The organism is Oleidesulfovibrio sp. (assembly GCF_047973035.1).
GTDB lineage: Bacteria > Desulfobacterota > Desulfovibrionia > Desulfovibrionales > Desulfovibrionaceae > Oleidesulfovibrio.
On the sequence record NZ_JBKEBF010000012.1, the window covers coordinates 96,302 to 111,403 of the forward strand.

Annotated in this window: 12 protein-coding genes; 10 read left to right on the plus strand and 2 right to left on the minus strand. The window is 54.0% G+C overall.

Annotation, left to right across the window (positions count from 1 at the left end):
• The first annotated feature begins 8 nt into the window (after window positions 1–8).
• The 10 genes from ACK5LI_RS03605 (at window position 9) to ACK5LI_RS03650 (ending at window position 12,106) form a co-directional block, all read left to right on the plus strand.
• Window positions 9–1,283 carry an AAA family ATPase gene (locus tag ACK5LI_RS03605; protein WP_416946309.1) on the plus strand — a complete coding sequence of 425 codons (1,275 nt, stop codon included), beginning with the start codon at window positions 9–11 and terminating at the stop codon, window positions 1,281–1,283.
• Between the two features lie 2 nt (window positions 1,284–1,285).
• Window positions 1,286–3,286, plus strand: a complete 2,001-nt coding sequence (locus tag ACK5LI_RS03610; protein ID WP_416946311.1) for an ATPase, T2SS/T4P/T4SS family — start codon at window positions 1,286–1,288, stop codon at window positions 3,284–3,286.
• Between the two features lie 30 nt (window positions 3,287–3,316).
• A complete protein-coding gene (locus tag ACK5LI_RS03615) occupies window positions 3,317–4,282 on the plus strand; it encodes a type II secretion system F family protein (RefSeq protein WP_416946313.1) in 966 nt (321 codons plus the stop codon).
• Between the two features lie 10 nt (window positions 4,283–4,292).
• Window positions 4,293–5,267: a type II secretion system F family protein gene (locus ACK5LI_RS03620; RefSeq protein WP_416946315.1), complete on the plus strand. Its 975-nt coding sequence runs from the start codon at window positions 4,293–4,295 to the stop codon at window positions 5,265–5,267.
• 10 nt (window positions 5,268–5,277) lie between these two features.
• Window positions 5,278–6,822 carry a tetratricopeptide repeat protein gene (locus ACK5LI_RS03625; protein ID WP_416946317.1) on the plus strand — a complete coding sequence of 515 codons (1,545 nt, stop codon included), beginning with the start codon at window positions 5,278–5,280 and terminating at the stop codon, window positions 6,820–6,822.
• 28 nt (window positions 6,823–6,850) lie between these two features.
• Window positions 6,851–7,243: a TadE/TadG family type IV pilus assembly protein gene (locus ACK5LI_RS03630; RefSeq protein ID WP_416946319.1), complete on the plus strand. Its 393-nt coding sequence runs from the start codon at window positions 6,851–6,853 to the stop codon at window positions 7,241–7,243.
• Entirely contained in the window at window positions 7,194–8,501 is a 1,308-nt protein-coding gene (locus ACK5LI_RS03635; protein ID WP_416946321.1) for a vWA domain-containing protein, read from the plus strand. Before ACK5LI_RS03630 ends, ACK5LI_RS03635 begins: the two co-directional genes overlap by 50 nt.
• A 19-nt stretch (window positions 8,502–8,520) precedes the next feature.
• Window positions 8,521–9,012, plus strand: a complete 492-nt coding sequence (locus ACK5LI_RS03640; RefSeq protein WP_416946323.1) for a TadE/TadG family type IV pilus assembly protein — start codon at window positions 8,521–8,523, stop codon at window positions 9,010–9,012.
• Between the two features lie 110 nt (window positions 9,013–9,122).
• A complete protein-coding gene (locus tag ACK5LI_RS03645; RefSeq protein WP_416946325.1) occupies window positions 9,123–11,423 on the plus strand; it encodes a PAS domain S-box protein in 2,301 nt (766 codons plus the stop codon).
• Window positions 11,424–11,638: 215 nt separating this feature from the next.
• Window positions 11,639–12,106: an aminoacyl-tRNA deacylase gene (locus ACK5LI_RS03650; protein ID WP_416946327.1), complete on the plus strand. Its 468-nt coding sequence runs from the start codon at window positions 11,639–11,641 to the stop codon at window positions 12,104–12,106.
• A gap of 406 nt (window positions 12,107–12,512) precedes the next feature.
• Here ACK5LI_RS03650 and ACK5LI_RS03655 read toward each other — a convergent pair whose 3' ends face one another.
• Both ACK5LI_RS03655 and ACK5LI_RS03660 read right to left on the minus strand, forming a co-directional pair.
• Complete coding sequence (locus tag ACK5LI_RS03655) at window positions 12,513–13,871, minus strand: sodium-dependent transporter (protein ID WP_416946329.1); 1,359 nt, start codon at window positions 13,869–13,871, stop codon at window positions 12,513–12,515.
• 152 nt (window positions 13,872–14,023) lie between these two features.
• Window positions 14,024–15,097 carry a tRNA(5-methylaminomethyl-2-thiouridylate) methyltransferase gene (locus ACK5LI_RS03660; protein ID WP_416946331.1) on the minus strand — a complete coding sequence of 358 codons (1,074 nt, stop codon included), beginning with the start codon at window positions 15,095–15,097 and terminating at the stop codon, window positions 14,024–14,026.
• Window positions 15,098–15,102 lie beyond the last annotated feature (5 nt).

Sequence of the window (15,102 nt, forward strand, 5' to 3'; positions counted from 1 at the left end):
AGGACGACATGCCAACTACTCATCCTGTCTGCCTGCTTACCAAAAGCCTGCGTACCGAAGAAGAGCTTTCCAGCCTTGTCGCGTACCAGAGCCGGTTTCATCTGGCAACTCCCGGTGTGGATGAAGATATGGGGCTGGTTATTGTCGAGCTGGGCAACTCGCTGGAAGAAGATTTTGAAACTATTGACTCGCTGGTGCATGACCCGCGGGTGGGCGAAATTTTTATCACCGCCACACGTAAAGATCCTGACCTGATCATTCGGGCCATGCGGGCAGGCGTTACAGAGTTTCTGGAACAACCGTTCAAAGGCGCCGATGTCAATACCGCGCTGGAAGGATACGCCAAACGGGCCCACGAACGCGAGCGCTCAACAGGGACAGAGCCGGTCCATACAGGACGCATTGTTCACATCATCGGGGCAAAAGGCGGCGTAGGGGCAACTACCGTTGCTGTAAATCTTGCCGTGCGTCAGGCGCGTATGGGGCATTCTGCCGCCATTATGGATATGCGCCTGCCACAGGGCGAGGTTCCGCTGTTTCTTGATATGGAATACGCCCGCACATGGGCAGATGCAGCCAGAGAGGTAAGTCGCCTTGATGCTACCTTTCTGCAAAGCCTGATGGAAGGCCACGAAAGCGGCCTCCAGCTGCTGGCTTCGCCGGATGAAGGCGACGATCTGGATACCATCACCACCCGCAGCGTAAAAGCTATACTCAACCTGCTGCGTGCCCACTTTGAAATTACAGTCATAGACGGTGGTCCCTATGCGGACGAACTGGCACTGGTCTCCATGCAGGAAGCTGACGAAGTGCTGCTTGTCTCGGAGATGTCCCTCCCTGCGCTGGCAGGTGCCCGAAAGCTTCTGGATGGCATCACCCGCACATCACCTCAACTGTCCGAACGGGTCAGGCTTGTGCTAAACAGACACACAGCCAAAAGCGGCCTGAGTGTTGAAGAAGCCGAAGCCCTGCTTGAGCGCAAAACATTCTCGCTTATCGATGATGATTACGAAGCTGCCCTTTCGGCGCTCAATCAGGGGCAGGCTCTGTGCGATGCACACCCGCGTTCTCCTGCCGCACGTGCACTGAGCGGACTTGCAGACCGAATTTTGCCTGTTGCCACCACAAGCGGCACCGGCGGACAACGTTCAGGGGGGCTTCTTGCCAGATTTCTGCACCGCGCCAGCCGCAACAAAGGAAAGGAAGAACAGCCTGCTGATACTAAGGAACGTAGCACAGCTCCGCTGACAAGCGGGCACGCGCTGCGTGGAGTGGAGGGATAACCATGCGATTGGCAGAACGTCTGATGCGCTCTACTAGACGCAAACCGGTTACGCCGGAAGTAGCCTCCCAACGCGAAGAAGAAGCGCTTGAAATGGCCTTCCGCCGTTCGTCAGAGTCCTTTGATGCGGAGCAGGAAGAAGACAATGCGGCTGCGCCGATTTCAGCTGTGCGCAGTCCGTTATCCCACCGCATAAACATTGATAATTTCGAAGAACAGGAAGAACCCGAAGGGCAAGCAGGACGTACTTTGCAGGAAGTGCCAGAAGAACAAGTCACAGCGGACGCTTCAACAGCCCCCCCTGCAGAATTTCCAGCGGAATCCCTAACGGAATCTCCTGAAGAGCAAATCTTCGCAGAGACCTCTTCGCAACAGGTATCTGAACACAAAAATTCTTATGCTGCGGCCCCCCGGCTGCAACCGGAAGAAGCATCTTCTATAATGTCTGAAGGTACTTTGTTAGCGGAGTCCCCCGCAAATGTTACTTCTCCTGCGTATAACGTAGAGAATCTGCCTCAGATTGCACTGAGAAAGAACCCGCCATTTGTTGACGTTGCGCAAACAGCAGGCATGCTGACGGCAGCACACGAAGAAATCCCCGGAAAAGAGGAAGCGGCAGAGCCCACTCCTGCACGTCAGGCGTCTTCCGTACGCAATTTTATGCGCGGGCAGCAACCTAAAGCGGCTCCGAAGCAGGCTTCCGAAGCAGCTCCGGCACAGAGCTACGGCGAAGAATCATATTACGAAGCCAGAGCCCGCATCCATGCCCGCCTGCTGGAGATGATGGATATATCCGTTGCCGAGCATCTGCCGCCCGAACGTATGGCTGCTGAAATCAGCCGGCTGGTGGAGAAAATCCTGCGTGACGAATACCGACAGGCCCCCCTGAATGCGCAGGAGCGCAAGCGTGTGGTTGAAGAGATCAAGCACGAAATTATGGGGCTGGGACCATTGGAACCGTTACTGGCCGACCCGACAATTTCTGATATTCTGGTGAACAACTACAAGCAGGTATACGTAGAGCGCGGAGGCAAACTGCACAAAGCGAATATCCGCTTTCATGATGATGATCACCTGCGCCAGATCATCGACCGCATTGTTTCGCGCATCGGCCGTCGTGTTGATGAATCTTCCCCTATGGTGGACGCACGCCTTGCAGACGGTTCACGCGTAAACGCCATTATTCCTCCGCTGGCATTGGACGGTCCCAGTCTTTCCATCCGCCGGTTCTCCAAAGACCCTCTGGAGCTGGATGATCTTATCAAGTTTAACGCGCTCACGCCTGAAATCGGCGAAGTACTGCGCGGCATTGTAAAAGCCAGACTCAACATTATCGTTTCCGGCGGTACCGGTTCGGGCAAGACGACCATGCTCAACTGCCTGTCGCGGTTTGTTCCCCACGATGAACGTATTGTCACCATCGAAGACGCCGCAGAACTGCAACTGAAGCAGGACCACGTTGTCCGGCTTGAAACCCGCCCCGCAAACATCGAAGGCCACGGCGAGGTAAACGCCCGTGATCTGGTAAAAAACTGTCTGCGTATGCGCCCCGACCGCATTATCGTAGGTGAAGTACGTTCCGCAGAAGTTCTGGACATGCTGCAGGCCATGAACACCGGTCACGACGGTTCGCTGACCACCATTCACGCCAACACCCCGCGGGACTGCCTGATGCGCCTTGAAACCATGGTCGCCATGTCAGGCCTGAACATCGGTACATTATCACTCAAAAGATACATCACCTCTGCTGTGGACGTAATCATTCAGGTTTCGCGCCTGTCTGACGGTTCACGCAAAATGACCAGCCTGATGGAGATTACCGGCATGGAAGGCGAAGCCGTGACCATGCAGGAAATCTTCTTTTTCCATCAGACCGGTGTGGATGAAAACGGCAAAGTCATCGGCCGCTTTAAAAGCGGCGGCATCCGGCCGAAGTTTGCCACCCGCCTTGCTGCGGCAGGTATCCAGCTGGATGGCTCATTGTTTGAAAAAGATATGGACTAGGCAGCAGCCGGTACACACAGGAGAAAAACCATGACCCTGATGATTACCCTTATCGCCGTAGCAGCCTGCTTCATCCTTATCATGGGCATAAGCAATCTGGTGCTGGCTCGCAGGCGCGAAGCAAAAAAACGCATCAGCAGGCGTATGGCTTCGCTGGTGAAAGCACGCGAAGCGGAAGCTGCCATTGACATTGAACGCCGCCGCGACCTTTCCGGAGTCAACTGGATCAACAAAGCACTGTCCAGCAGATCGGTTATGCGCAAGCTGGACCTGATTCTTGAGCAAGGCAAAACCAACGTCAGTCTGGGCATGATCATTCTGGCAAGTATTGTGCTGGCTGTTGCCGGATTCATGCTGATCACCGCTATTACAGGCAACTTCTGGCTTACCATCATAACCCCTGTGGGCTTCGGCTACATTCCTTTTGCGTGGATATTCAGCCGCCGCAACGCCCGTATGAACAAATTTCACCGGCAGTTGCCGGACGCACTGGACCTGATCGCCCGCGCTCTGAAAGCAGGCCACGCATTTCCGCAGGGTATGCGCATGGTGGCAGACGAATTTGCCGACCCCATCGGGCCCGAATTTCAGATTACACTTGAAGAAATCAACTTTGGTGTCACCCCTGATGCGGCTCTGCTTGCCATGACGCGCCGTGTGGACTGCTCCGACCTGCAGTTTTTTGTGGTGTCGGTAAACATCCAACGCGAAACAGGCGGTAACCTTGCTGAAATCGTCTCCAGCATTGCCTACCTGCTCCGTGAACGGTTCAAACTGCATGGCAGGGTGAAAGTCCTTTCAGCAGAAGGCAGGCTGACGGCATGGATTCTGTTCGCACTGCCGTTCGGCATAGGTTTTATTATCAACCTGCTTAACCCCGACTTCATGAGTGCCCTGTACACCACCCCCGAAGGCAATATGTTGCTTAACGGCTCGCTGTTTATGATGACCATCGGTGCTATCGCGCTCAAAAAATTAACCACAATCAAGGTGTAGGGAGGCCGCCATGAACGAGCAGACACTCCTTCCCTTCATGATTGCAACACTGGCTTCTTTCTCTGTTCTGCTGGCTCTGTACGGCCTACGCGGCCTGATGGGCAGCAAAGAGCGCGCAACGCGCCTTAAAGACAGGGTAAACCGCCATGCAAAAGGCACGAGGGCCAAAAGCTCACACCAGCCCGAGGCAAAAACGTCTTTGCAGGATTCAGTACGAAGCAAGCTCAATGACATCATGAGCCGTGTGGGTGAACGACTTGCCCCTAAGGAAAATGAAGAACGCAGCGAGGCAAACCTTGCCCTTATCCGTGCCGGTTACCGCAGCCAGCGGGCGCCGCTTGTACTGTGGGGAGCAAAGGCAGGCCTGATGCTTGCGGGATTGCTGATAGGACTGCTTATCAAGCTGGCAGCAGGTGACAATATTCCCGCAGGCATGCTTGCCCTTTTGTTCATCCTGCCCGCCGTGCTGGGCCTGTATCTGCCTAACATGTGGCTGTCATCCAAAGTAAAGTCGCGCCGTCAGGAAATGGAAAACGCACTTCCGGACGCTCTGGACCTGCTGGTTGTCTGCGTAGAGGCAGGTATGGGGCTTGATCAGGCCATCGGGCGCGTTTCCAAAGAACTCGCTTTTTCCAGTCCGGCGCTGGCACAGGAACTGGGCATAGTCGTTGCCGAACTGCGTGCAGGCAAAACACGCTCCGAATCGCTCAAAAATCTTGCGCATCGTGCTGCGCTGGAAGACCTGAACAGTCTGGTCACTCTTATCATTCAGGCTGATGCTTTTGGTACCAGTGTGGCGCACACCCTGCGCGTCTATTCCGACACCATGCGCACCGCCCGCTTTCAAAGGGCAGAGGAAATCGCAGCAAAAATGCCGGTCAAGCTGCTTTTTCCCCTTGTATTTTGCATCCTTCCGGCTCTTTTTGTTGCCATTATGGGCCCTGCGGGCATCCGCCTGATGCAGGTTTTCGCACAGATGGAATAGGAGAAACGTCATGAAACGCATCCCCCCCTTCATGCTTATACTCATCGCTTCCACCCTGCTGCTGGGCGGCTGTGCCGCCAGAGAAGCAGACAGCGGTTCATCGCTTTCTCTTATGGAACGCTATCACAGCGGCAAAACGCTGCTACCCGATGACGACGAAGCAGAAACAACCGGTGATGCCAAGGCAGAGGCACGTCAGCACCTGATGCGCGGCCTCAGCTTTATGGCACAGGATAAAGAGGAGCTGGCCTTTGAGCAATTCAGCCGTGCTGCTGCGCTGGATAATCAGCTGACTCAGGCCCGCTTTCAGCGCGGACTTTTGCTGCATCGCCAAGGACTGCAGCAGGATGCTCTGGCAGACATGGAAGCGGTGCTGGCTCTGGAACCAGCGCATGCTCAGGCATGCGAAGTCTCCGGTGCGATTTATTTCAAAGCAGGGCTGATGGATGAAGCGCTGGAGATGTTCCATAAAGCTGTCCGGCTTAATCCGGAACTGACCAACAGCTATGCATTCATTGCTGCCAACCGCAATTACCGTAAAGAGCATGAGTTGGCCTTCCAGACGCTGGAAACCGCTCTCAGCCAGCATCCTGCTTCCGCCACGTTGCATAACAATATGGGCATGACTCTTTCCATGATGCAGCGCGATGCCGAGGCCGTTACTCATTTTCGTCTTGCCGTAAGGCTGGGGGCGCCTGCGGAAAAGACGTGGAACAATATGGGGCTGGCCCTGTGCAGACTGAACAGGCTGGACGAAGCACTTATCGCGTTCCGCAATGCCGGTTCCGAGGCTTCTGCACACAATAACGTAGGGTATTATCTGTTCCTGCAGGGCAGATACAGCGAGGCTGTCATTTTTCTGGAAAAAGCCATCGCGCTGGAGCCGCGCTACTACGCGCGTGCTGCAGAAAACCTGAAACGCGCCCAGCTGGCAGCACGGTTCGAATCAACATCGGTCCGGCCAGTCAGCGGTGTTTCGCTTCTGCCGCCTCTGCGGCAACCTGCCGCGCCTGTGGTGCGCGCAGTATCGCTGTCTGAAGGCACTTCGGCAGTGACGACCGACAGTGTTCAGCGCCTTTCCCGAGGCGCAGCACATATGGGGGTTACGGGGAACATCGCACAAAGGGCAAGCGCCCGGGCGATGCAGAACGTCAGTGCCGCACCGGCCATACGTACTGCAACGGCTGCCACCAGCACCGTACCTGCAGTATCCGGCGGCACAAACAGCGACCCTATGGCCGTGGTGGTCAATGCGCCGGCAGAGTCGCAAGACAAAGTCTGGGCCGTGCATGAAAGTTCATGGAAGAGCGTCCAAAGGGCTAACGCACGGGCCGAACAATTGCGCGGACAAGGCTATGATGCCCGCGTGGCGACATTCACCATCAAAAACAACGGAACATGGCACCGTGTGGTTTTCGGCAACCATGCTTCGCTTTCGCAAGCGAACAGCCGTTGCGAAGCACTTATGCAGTCAGGCAGCTTTGAAGACCTGCGTTCGGTACGTGTTCCCACAACCCTCACCCCTGCTGACGAAATAACCGCTCAACAACTGTAGCGGGCTTACGTCACACAGGAGGTTCGCCATGTTAAAGCCGATAATCTCGGACGAACGCGGCCTTGCCGCCATCGAGGTTGCGTTGCTTGTTCCCGTTCTGGCGGCCCTGTTGTTTGTATTGATCGAAGGCGGCAACACCATCAGAACGTACTCCGCACTGACCGAGGCCAGCCGCTCTGCCGCACGGCATGTGGTGCTGACCGGTGAATCCGGAAATCTGGATGCATTCGTACGCTCTCTGGTTACCAGTCTGGAGCCGTCAGCCGTAACAACCAACGTCATCACTGCCGACAATGGTTCCATGGTGACGGTACAGGTAAGCTACGGATACCAGTCGATCTTTACCAACAACCTGTTCACGGGAGAAGCAAATGAACCGCTCTATACTCTCACTACGCAGACGAGCATGCCTCTTCCGTAACGGAAAAGGATCATTGCTCTACGCTACAGAAGGCGCTTCCGCAGCGCTGATCGCCGTCCTGTTACCCCTTGTTCTGGGAATAATGGGACTGGGGATAGACTCCGGCATGCTGTACCTTTCGCACAGCCGCCTTCAGGCCGCCGTGGATTCCGCGGCATTGGCCGGCAGCCTGCAGCTGCCCTATGATCCGTCAATGGACAAAGGGCTGGTAACAGCAGCTGTCGATGAATTCATGACAGCAAATTACCCTGACGCCGTTGTGAAATCCGTATCCCCCGGTGCGGAAGAACGCAGCGTTACGGTTTCCGCAGAGGCTACGGTAGATACCATTTTCATCGGCGCTCTGGGCATCGGCTCCTCGACAGTTCGGGCAGACGCTTCCGCAGGGTATAATAACCTTGAGGTTGTCTTTGTCATCGACAACTCCGGCTCGATGCGCGGCTCTCCCATTGAAGAAACAAACCGCGCGGCAACACGCCTTGCCGACCTCATCATGCCCGAAGGTATGGCTACTTCGGTCAAAATCGGCCTTGTTCCCTTCCGCGGTAAAGTACGTTTGCCTGCTGACGTGGACGGTCTACCTTCCGGCTGCCGTAACGCTGACGGATCGTTAAACAAAGACGGTCTGCTGGATGAATATAAAAAGCCGGAATACCGCTACCCCAGTGACAGCTACCTGCGTGTGGCCTCCCGCACATGCACCGGAATACCGTTAACCCAAGGTCTTACAGCAGATCGATCTGTCATCATGGCCGCCATTGATCGTCAGGATGCACGCGGAGACTCTTCCGGAACTGTCATTTCAGAAGGGCTGAAATGGGCACGCCATGTACTCACCCCCGAAGCGCCCTTTACCGAAGGTTCCGCTGCCAAAGATATGCGCAAGGTTATCATCCTGCTGACAGACGGCGATACCGAAGACGGAAGCTGCGGCGGTAGTTACAGAGTAAGCTACACGCCGAACAACTACTGGACCAACGCCTACTACGGTATGCTGGACATGGATTCGCACTGCGAAGACGGCGGCGTTCTGAACACGGCGATGCTTACCGAAGCACAGCTGGCAAAAGATGCTGGAATTGAAATCTTTGCCATCCGCTACGGTGTTTCCGACACGGTGGACAAAGAGCTCATGCGTACCATCGCATCAAGCAAATCCGGTACAGATGATCACTACTTTGACGCACCGTCTCCGTATGACATCGATGATGTGTTTAAACTGATAGGCCGACAGCTTGGCTGGAGACTGCTGCGTTAGAGCAGCAAGGAGAAATTCCATGCGTACACTGTTTGGCTTTTATAACAGAATCAGACGCAGCGACTGCGGGGTAAGCTCGCTTGAACTGGCGCTTATCCTGCCTGTATTACTGCTTATGGTTTTCGGCCTCATTGAATTCGGGTATAACCTGTTTGCCCGTACCACTGTTGATAAAGCAGCCCTTATCGGCGCACGCTACGCCGTAACCGGTCAGGGCTACGACGACGGAACCCGTTACAACAGCATTGTAGCGGAAGCAAAACAACTGACTGAAGTGCTGACAGGCAGCACGGCAGAAGCAGTCACTGTTACTGTGAGCAGCATCCCCGCCGGTGCAGATGAAACTGCACTGATCGAAGGTGATGCCGGACACCCCTGCGACAGAGTGCAGGTACAGGTAGAATACAGATACGTCCCGCTGACCCCGCTGGCCGGTTCGCTGCTAGGGGCTGAAATAACGGTCCAGGCCTTGGAGCGAATGGTCAACGAGCCGTGGGTAGCGTGCAAATGACAATGCCGCACCTTGCCTGTATGACGGTGTCTGCTTCGTTGCAGCCAAGTACACCAATGGCGGCGTCCGGTTTTTTGCCGGACGTCCGCCCCCCTATAAAGGATCAAAGGATGGCTTCTCCTCTGCGCCTGCTGTTTGTTACCCCTTCGGAAGAGCTGGCAAACACCATTGTCTCTCAAGCTGCAGCATGCGGCCTTGCTCCTGCCTACACAATAGTCGATGGCCCTGTTCAACTTTCACGTGCCATGGCTGATGAATCATGGGACGTTGTCCTGACCGAGCCGGATGTTCCCGGCATGTCATGGCAGGATGTCATGCAGACCGCCCGTTCGATAAACGACAAGATTCCTTTTGCCATTATCCTGCCGGAGCCGGACTCCACGCTGGCTATGCAGGCCATGCGCGAAGGCGTTGACGACATCCTGCTATGCGATGACTGGCGCATCGGCTCATCACTCCAACGGCTGCAACAGCAGGCCGACCAGCGAAGACAGCAGGCTATCGCGCTACGTGCGCTCAACAAAGAGGAAAAGGACTGGCGCAGACTGGTGGAAAATACCATGCTCGGTATTTTCAGATGTCGCCCGTGGGGTGAGTTAATCAGTGTGAATCCAGCCTTTGCAGAAATCTTCGGCTATCAGACCCCCGATGAAGTTCTGGCAGCACAAGGCCATGGAACTCTTCACCATATTGATGAAGACGACTTCAAAGCCATGTGGCAGACCATAGTCACCACAGGCACCATTACAGACTACGAAGTTCGCGCTGTCCGTGCGGACGGCTCTGCCATATGGCTTTCTGTCAGCGCTAAGGCCGTGCGAGGTAAAGCGGGAGAAATTTCCGGCATTGAAGGTACGGTTGAGGATATCGACAAACGTAAGACCGTTGAAAGCATGATCATCCGCGCCAAGCAGGAGTGGGAAAAAACCTTCGACAGTGTGCCGGACATCATCGTTCTTATCGACAACAAGTTGCGAATTCACCGCTGCAACATGGCGCTGGGCAAATTACTTGGCCATCACCCCAAAGACCTTGTGGGAATGGACAGCAGAACTGTGCTTTCGCTCGGCTCCGGCAACGAAACTATCTTTGACAACCTGCCGGATATGAAGCGGGGCGAAAGCCATACGGAAGAATTGTATCTGCCCATATTCGGCGGTTACTATCTGATTACATTTTCACCGTTCTTTTCCGGCACGGACGAACATGCCAAGCCGGAGGGTACGGTACTGGTAGCTCACGACATCAGCGGCCGTAAGCAACTGGAAGCCCAGTTACGGCAATCGCAGAAGATGGAAGCCATAGGCACACTCGCTGGCGGCATTGCACACGATTTTAATAATATTCTCGGTGTAATGATGGGCTATACGGAAATGAGTCTCGCATCAGCACCGGAAGATTCCCCCATATCCAGAAGGCTTGATGCCGTTCTGGAAGCAGGGAAGCGCGCCCGCGACCTCATTCACCAGATTCTTACATTCAGCAGGCACGAAGAGCCTACCCGCCACCCGCTGAGTCTTGCTTCACCGGTTAAGGAAACTGTAAAACTGCTTCGGGCATCACTGCCGTCCAACATTGAAATTTCGTTGAATACACTGGACGCGCCCTCAATTCAGGCAAACTTAAGCCAGATCCAACAGGTAGTGATGAATCTGTGCGCCAATGCTGCACATGCTATGCGGGAGTCCGGCGGCAAGCTCAGTCTGACACTGGATACCATCATGCTGGACAGCACAAATGCCCGCAACCAGTCTGTCCCAGAAGGCAAATACGTACGCTTACGAGTGCAGGACTCCGGCCACGGCATTGATCCTGAAATCATTCATAATATTTTCAACCCGTTTTTCACCACCAAAAAGCCTGACGAGGGTTCAGGCATGGGGCTGGCCCTTGTCCACGGCATAGTTACCGCCCATGGAGGCAACATTGAAGTGGATTCCGTGCCGGGCGAAGGCACGTTGTTTACTATTCTGCTTCCTGCTATCAGCCAGCAGCAAATTTCCGGAAAGGAAGTCCCCGCCCCAAGTCATGCGGGAAGCGGCTCGGTGCTAGTTGTGGACGATGAAGAGGCTCTTGCCGTTATCATGGGCGAAATGCTGGAAAGCATGGGCTACACGCCGGCAATTGTACACTCCCCTTCCGAGGCGCTCCGTCTGATTAAAGAAAACCCGCAGGATTTCACGCTGGTTCTTACTGATCAGACCATGCCCGGAATGACAGGTACAGAGCTTGCGCAAAAAATACACGCTATTCGCAATGACCTGCCGGTCGTTTTATGTACTGGATTCAGCGAAGGCCTGACCCGCGAAGGCGCACGGGAAAAAGGAATCAGCGAATTGCTGCTTAAACCTGTACTGCGTAGCGATCTGGCAAAAGCACTTTCATGTCTCGGCTTTGATTGCGGGCTGTAAGCAGGTCGGGAACAGCAAGAGGCACAGGCTGATTCAGCTAACACGCAAGCATTCTTTCCTTCCGTCCTGCACATTGATTCTGTGCAAAAAAAAGAGAATTACTCCCTGCACATTGACGCAGCCACCTGCCATCGATAACACTCTTATTTCTATTCACATTTCACACCCGCAAGCTGATTTACCTGTTCAGGATGAAAAAGCAGGAAGCATCCACCATGGCAAACGTCTTTGAAGAAAAAATGAAAGCGTACCTTGCACTGCACATTCCCGCAGCAGAGCACATGGCGTTTGAGCAGTCATGCCACAGTGTTGCCGAAGCAGCTGAGGCCGCAAATGCAGACACAAAAGATCTGGTAAAGAACGTATGCATGATAGATGCAGATAATAATCTGATCGTAGCCATTGTGCACGGCCCTGACAGAGCCAGCACATCACGGGTTGCAAAGGCTCTGGATTGTGTACGCCCCAGACTGGCAACCGCGGATGAAATACTGCACATGTCAGGTTACCCATGCGGCGGAACGCCTTCGTTCGGTTTTGCGGCCACCTTTCTGGTAGACCCGCGTGTAGCGGAACGTGAAACCGTTATAACCGGGGGAGGTTCTGAAAAATCTCTTGTAAGACTGAAGACTCGGGACCTGCTTGCTGCAAATAACGCACAAATCGTCAGGGTGAGAAAATAGCAAAAAACGATGTCCGAAGTGCTCACCGGCACCTTCCGCATAAAGTGCTCACTCAGTACCCGTTGTAAGTTCACCCCGTAACAGCCACCTTCCCCATGCCAACTCGAAAAATATTTCAAGTTGCGGATTTTCCTGCCAAGGGACTAACGAATTGCTTCCCCTTTAGCTGCTTAACCAACTTTGGGCAGGCAGCCCCTGTTTCACCATCACGGTCTGTCTAAAGTCGGAACTGCCACAATGCCCCCCGTTTCATGTCTAAAATTTTTAACGCAGACAAATATACTTAACTCAGTCGGCAGATTCTGCAATTTATCTCACCCGCCATGTTGTTCCGGAAGCTGCAAATACAAAAACGCCCCTGCCGTTTCCGGCAGAGGCGTTCTGTTTTATCGGTATTCAGCCTGGATTAGCCAAGATTGATGATGCCGAGGCCATTCAGCATAACCAGCAGCACCAGCACGGGCGTTACCCAACGAATAAGCTGGAAGATAACATTCACAATGGAAGCGTTGTGCAGCACGCCGCCGTTGGAAAGTTCAGCATTCATGTTCTTCTTACCCCATACCCAGCCAACAAATACGCAGATAAGCATACCGCCGCCAGGCAGCAGGATGTTGGAAGACAGGTAATCGTAGAAATCAAAGAAGTTCAGCCCGAAGATAGTCACATCCGCCATGGTGCTGAACGAAAGAGTTGCAGGAGCACCGGTGGCAGCCAACAGAAGCGCAGTACCGACGGTAGCGGTTATACGCGACCATCCGAAAGCTTCAGTCAGGAAGGCAACAGGTACTTCCATAAGCGAAAGCATGGCGCCGATGGTGGCAATGCCGGTAAGAACAAAGAAAGCGACCATAAACATCTGACCGGCAGGCATGGCACTGAATACTGCGGGAATTGTCATAAACAACAGGCCGGGACCGGCAGCAGGCTCAAACCCGAAGTTGAAGACTGCAGGGAAGATCGCAATACCGGCCAGCAGCGAAACGGTAAGGTCCGCTAGCATAACGCGGGTGGTGGTCAGCGGGATGTTGGCATCACTGCGGAAGTAGCTGCCGTAGGTCATCATAGTGCCCATGCCGATGGACAGCTTGAAGAAAGCAAGGCCCATTGCCATCAGCACAACGCTGCCGGTAATTTTGCTGAAATCAGGATTGAAAAGGAAGCTGAGGCCCTCTGCAGCCTTGGGCAGCGTAAGCGAACGGGCGCAAACCAGCAGCAGCATGACAAACAGAATAGGCAGCAAAGTCTTGGTTGTTTTTTCAATACCTTTGCTTACACCGCCGATGATGATGTAACTGACAAGAGCAAGTACGCCCCACTGCCACATCAGAGAAGACCAGGGAGCGCTTACCATGGCACCGAAAACAGCTTCGCCTGTTTTGGGGTCTGTGGCGTTAAGCACACCTGTAAGGCTTTTTACAATATAAAAGAACACCCAACCGACAACGTTGGTGTAGAATGAAAGAATAACAAACGCAGCGATGCAGCCGGAAAGACCGACCAGCCACCAGGGGGTACCGGGCGCGAGCTTGCGGAACGTTCCTACTGCGTTGCTGCGTGCTTTACGCCCCATCATGATTTCTGCAATCATAATAGGCAGACCAACCACCAAGGTGGCGATAATGTAAACCAGCAGGAACGAAGCGCCGCCGTTCTCTCCGGTCATGTACGGAAATTTCCAGATGTTACCCAGACCGACCGCAGACCCCAAAGTAGCAGCCAGCACCCCTAATTTAGACGAAAAACCGTCACGTTGCGTTGTCATATTCTAAGTACTCCTCATAAAAATGCCTGCCGCATTACGGCTGGATGTATTTCCTAGTCGCAGACGAACTGTGTTTCAACAGTTTTTTCGACATGAAACAGAAAAAATAAAGCGGCACTCATAAATTGAGTGCCGCACACATTTTTGTAATGTTATTCGTTATATAGTTTTCGCGCTTTTACTTTGATGTCCTCGCGCACATCAAGCCAGTCATTTTCAGCCCACTTCATCGGCGTTTCACGGTCAGGCATCACTGTCATAAAACCGGTGTGCCCGTTACTGCTCAGTTCAACCTGAACCAGTTCACCGCTTCGCACCGCTTTGGGCGAAAAAGAAGCAACAAAAGCTGCTGCATGAGCAACTTCCTCCGGACTCCACGGGTCTTCATCAATCTGTCTGCCGACAGCAATAGGACCGGGGAAATCTACAACCTTAAATAGGAGGTCACCCTTTCTGGCAAGTTTGCGCAGCCCTTCATTATCGCCTTTATTGCGGCCGATGCTCAGCCAGCGATTACCTGACCAGTATTGCCGGCCTACGTTAGCCAGCTTGAAGTCCCGGGCTTTAGGGTCCGGCAGCCTGTCGAGAACAGGCCAGTAGCGGCGGGCATTTTCACGCTCTGCCAGCTTGCATCCTCCCGCAGGCGTAGGAATAACCGGCAGTTGATACTTTTCTGCCAGCGCAAGCTGTTCTTTACGGCCTCGACCGGAAATGGAAAGCAGCTGTTCGCGGTCGATCCAGCCTTTTTCTTCAGCCTCAGTGGGGTCCAGCCGCTTTGCGCACAACGGACGAACCAGCACATCGCGCACTTCGGCATCACGGCGGATAACGTTTAACGTATCGCGCCGTTGCGACATGGGACGCTGGCCCACCACTTCGCCGGAAATAATAAATTTTGCGCCGTACTTCGGCATGAGTTCGCGCGTTTTGCGCATCATCAAAATTTTACAGTCCACGCAGGGGTTAAGAACCTTGCCATAACCATGTGTTGGACGTTCCCGCATCATGGTGACAAAATCTTCGCTCACGTCCACCACGTCGATATCAAGCCCGTACATGGTCTCCCAGCGTTCAACCTCGCGCGGCTTGCCGAAAAACGGAGTAACAAAATGCAGGCACTTGACCTTGAGTCCCTGTTCCTGCACTACCTTTACCGCAAGTATAGAGTCGAGCCCCCCGGATAACAGGGCAATGGCATCGTACTGTTGCTCGTTCGTTTCGCTCATCCTTT

Excerpts from the sequence above, each read along its gene's own strand:
- ACK5LI_RS03640 (WP_416946323.1), top strand. The coding sequence starts at position 8,521 with ATGCGTACACTGTTTGGCTTTTATAACAGAATCAGACGCAGCGACTGC.
- ACK5LI_RS03660 (WP_416946331.1), bottom strand. The coding sequence starts at position 15,097 with ATGAGCGAAACGAACGAGCAACAGTACGATGCCATTGCCCTGTTATCC.
- ACK5LI_RS03625 (WP_416946317.1), top strand. The coding sequence starts at position 5,278 with ATGAAACGCATCCCCCCCTTCATGCTTATACTCATCGCTTCCACCCTG.
- ACK5LI_RS03605 (WP_416946309.1), top strand. The coding sequence starts at position 9 with ATGCCAACTACTCATCCTGTCTGCCTGCTTACCAAAAGCCTGCGTACC.
- ACK5LI_RS03615 (WP_416946313.1), top strand. The coding sequence starts at position 3,317 with ATGACCCTGATGATTACCCTTATCGCCGTAGCAGCCTGCTTCATCCTT.
- ACK5LI_RS03645 (WP_416946325.1), top strand. The coding sequence starts at position 9,123 with ATGGCTTCTCCTCTGCGCCTGCTGTTTGTTACCCCTTCGGAAGAGCTG.
- ACK5LI_RS03635 (WP_416946321.1), top strand. The coding sequence starts at position 7,194 with ATGAACCGCTCTATACTCTCACTACGCAGACGAGCATGCCTCTTCCGT.
- ACK5LI_RS03610 (WP_416946311.1), top strand. The coding sequence starts at position 1,286 with ATGCGATTGGCAGAACGTCTGATGCGCTCTACTAGACGCAAACCGGTT.
- ACK5LI_RS03630 (WP_416946319.1), top strand. The coding sequence starts at position 6,851 with ATGTTAAAGCCGATAATCTCGGACGAACGCGGCCTTGCCGCCATCGAG.
- ACK5LI_RS03655 (WP_416946329.1), bottom strand. The coding sequence starts at position 13,871 with ATGACAACGCAACGTGACGGTTTTTCGTCTAAATTAGGGGTGCTGGCT.
- ACK5LI_RS03650 (WP_416946327.1), top strand. The coding sequence starts at position 11,639 with ATGGCAAACGTCTTTGAAGAAAAAATGAAAGCGTACCTTGCACTGCAC.
- ACK5LI_RS03620 (WP_416946315.1), top strand. The coding sequence starts at position 4,293 with ATGAACGAGCAGACACTCCTTCCCTTCATGATTGCAACACTGGCTTCT.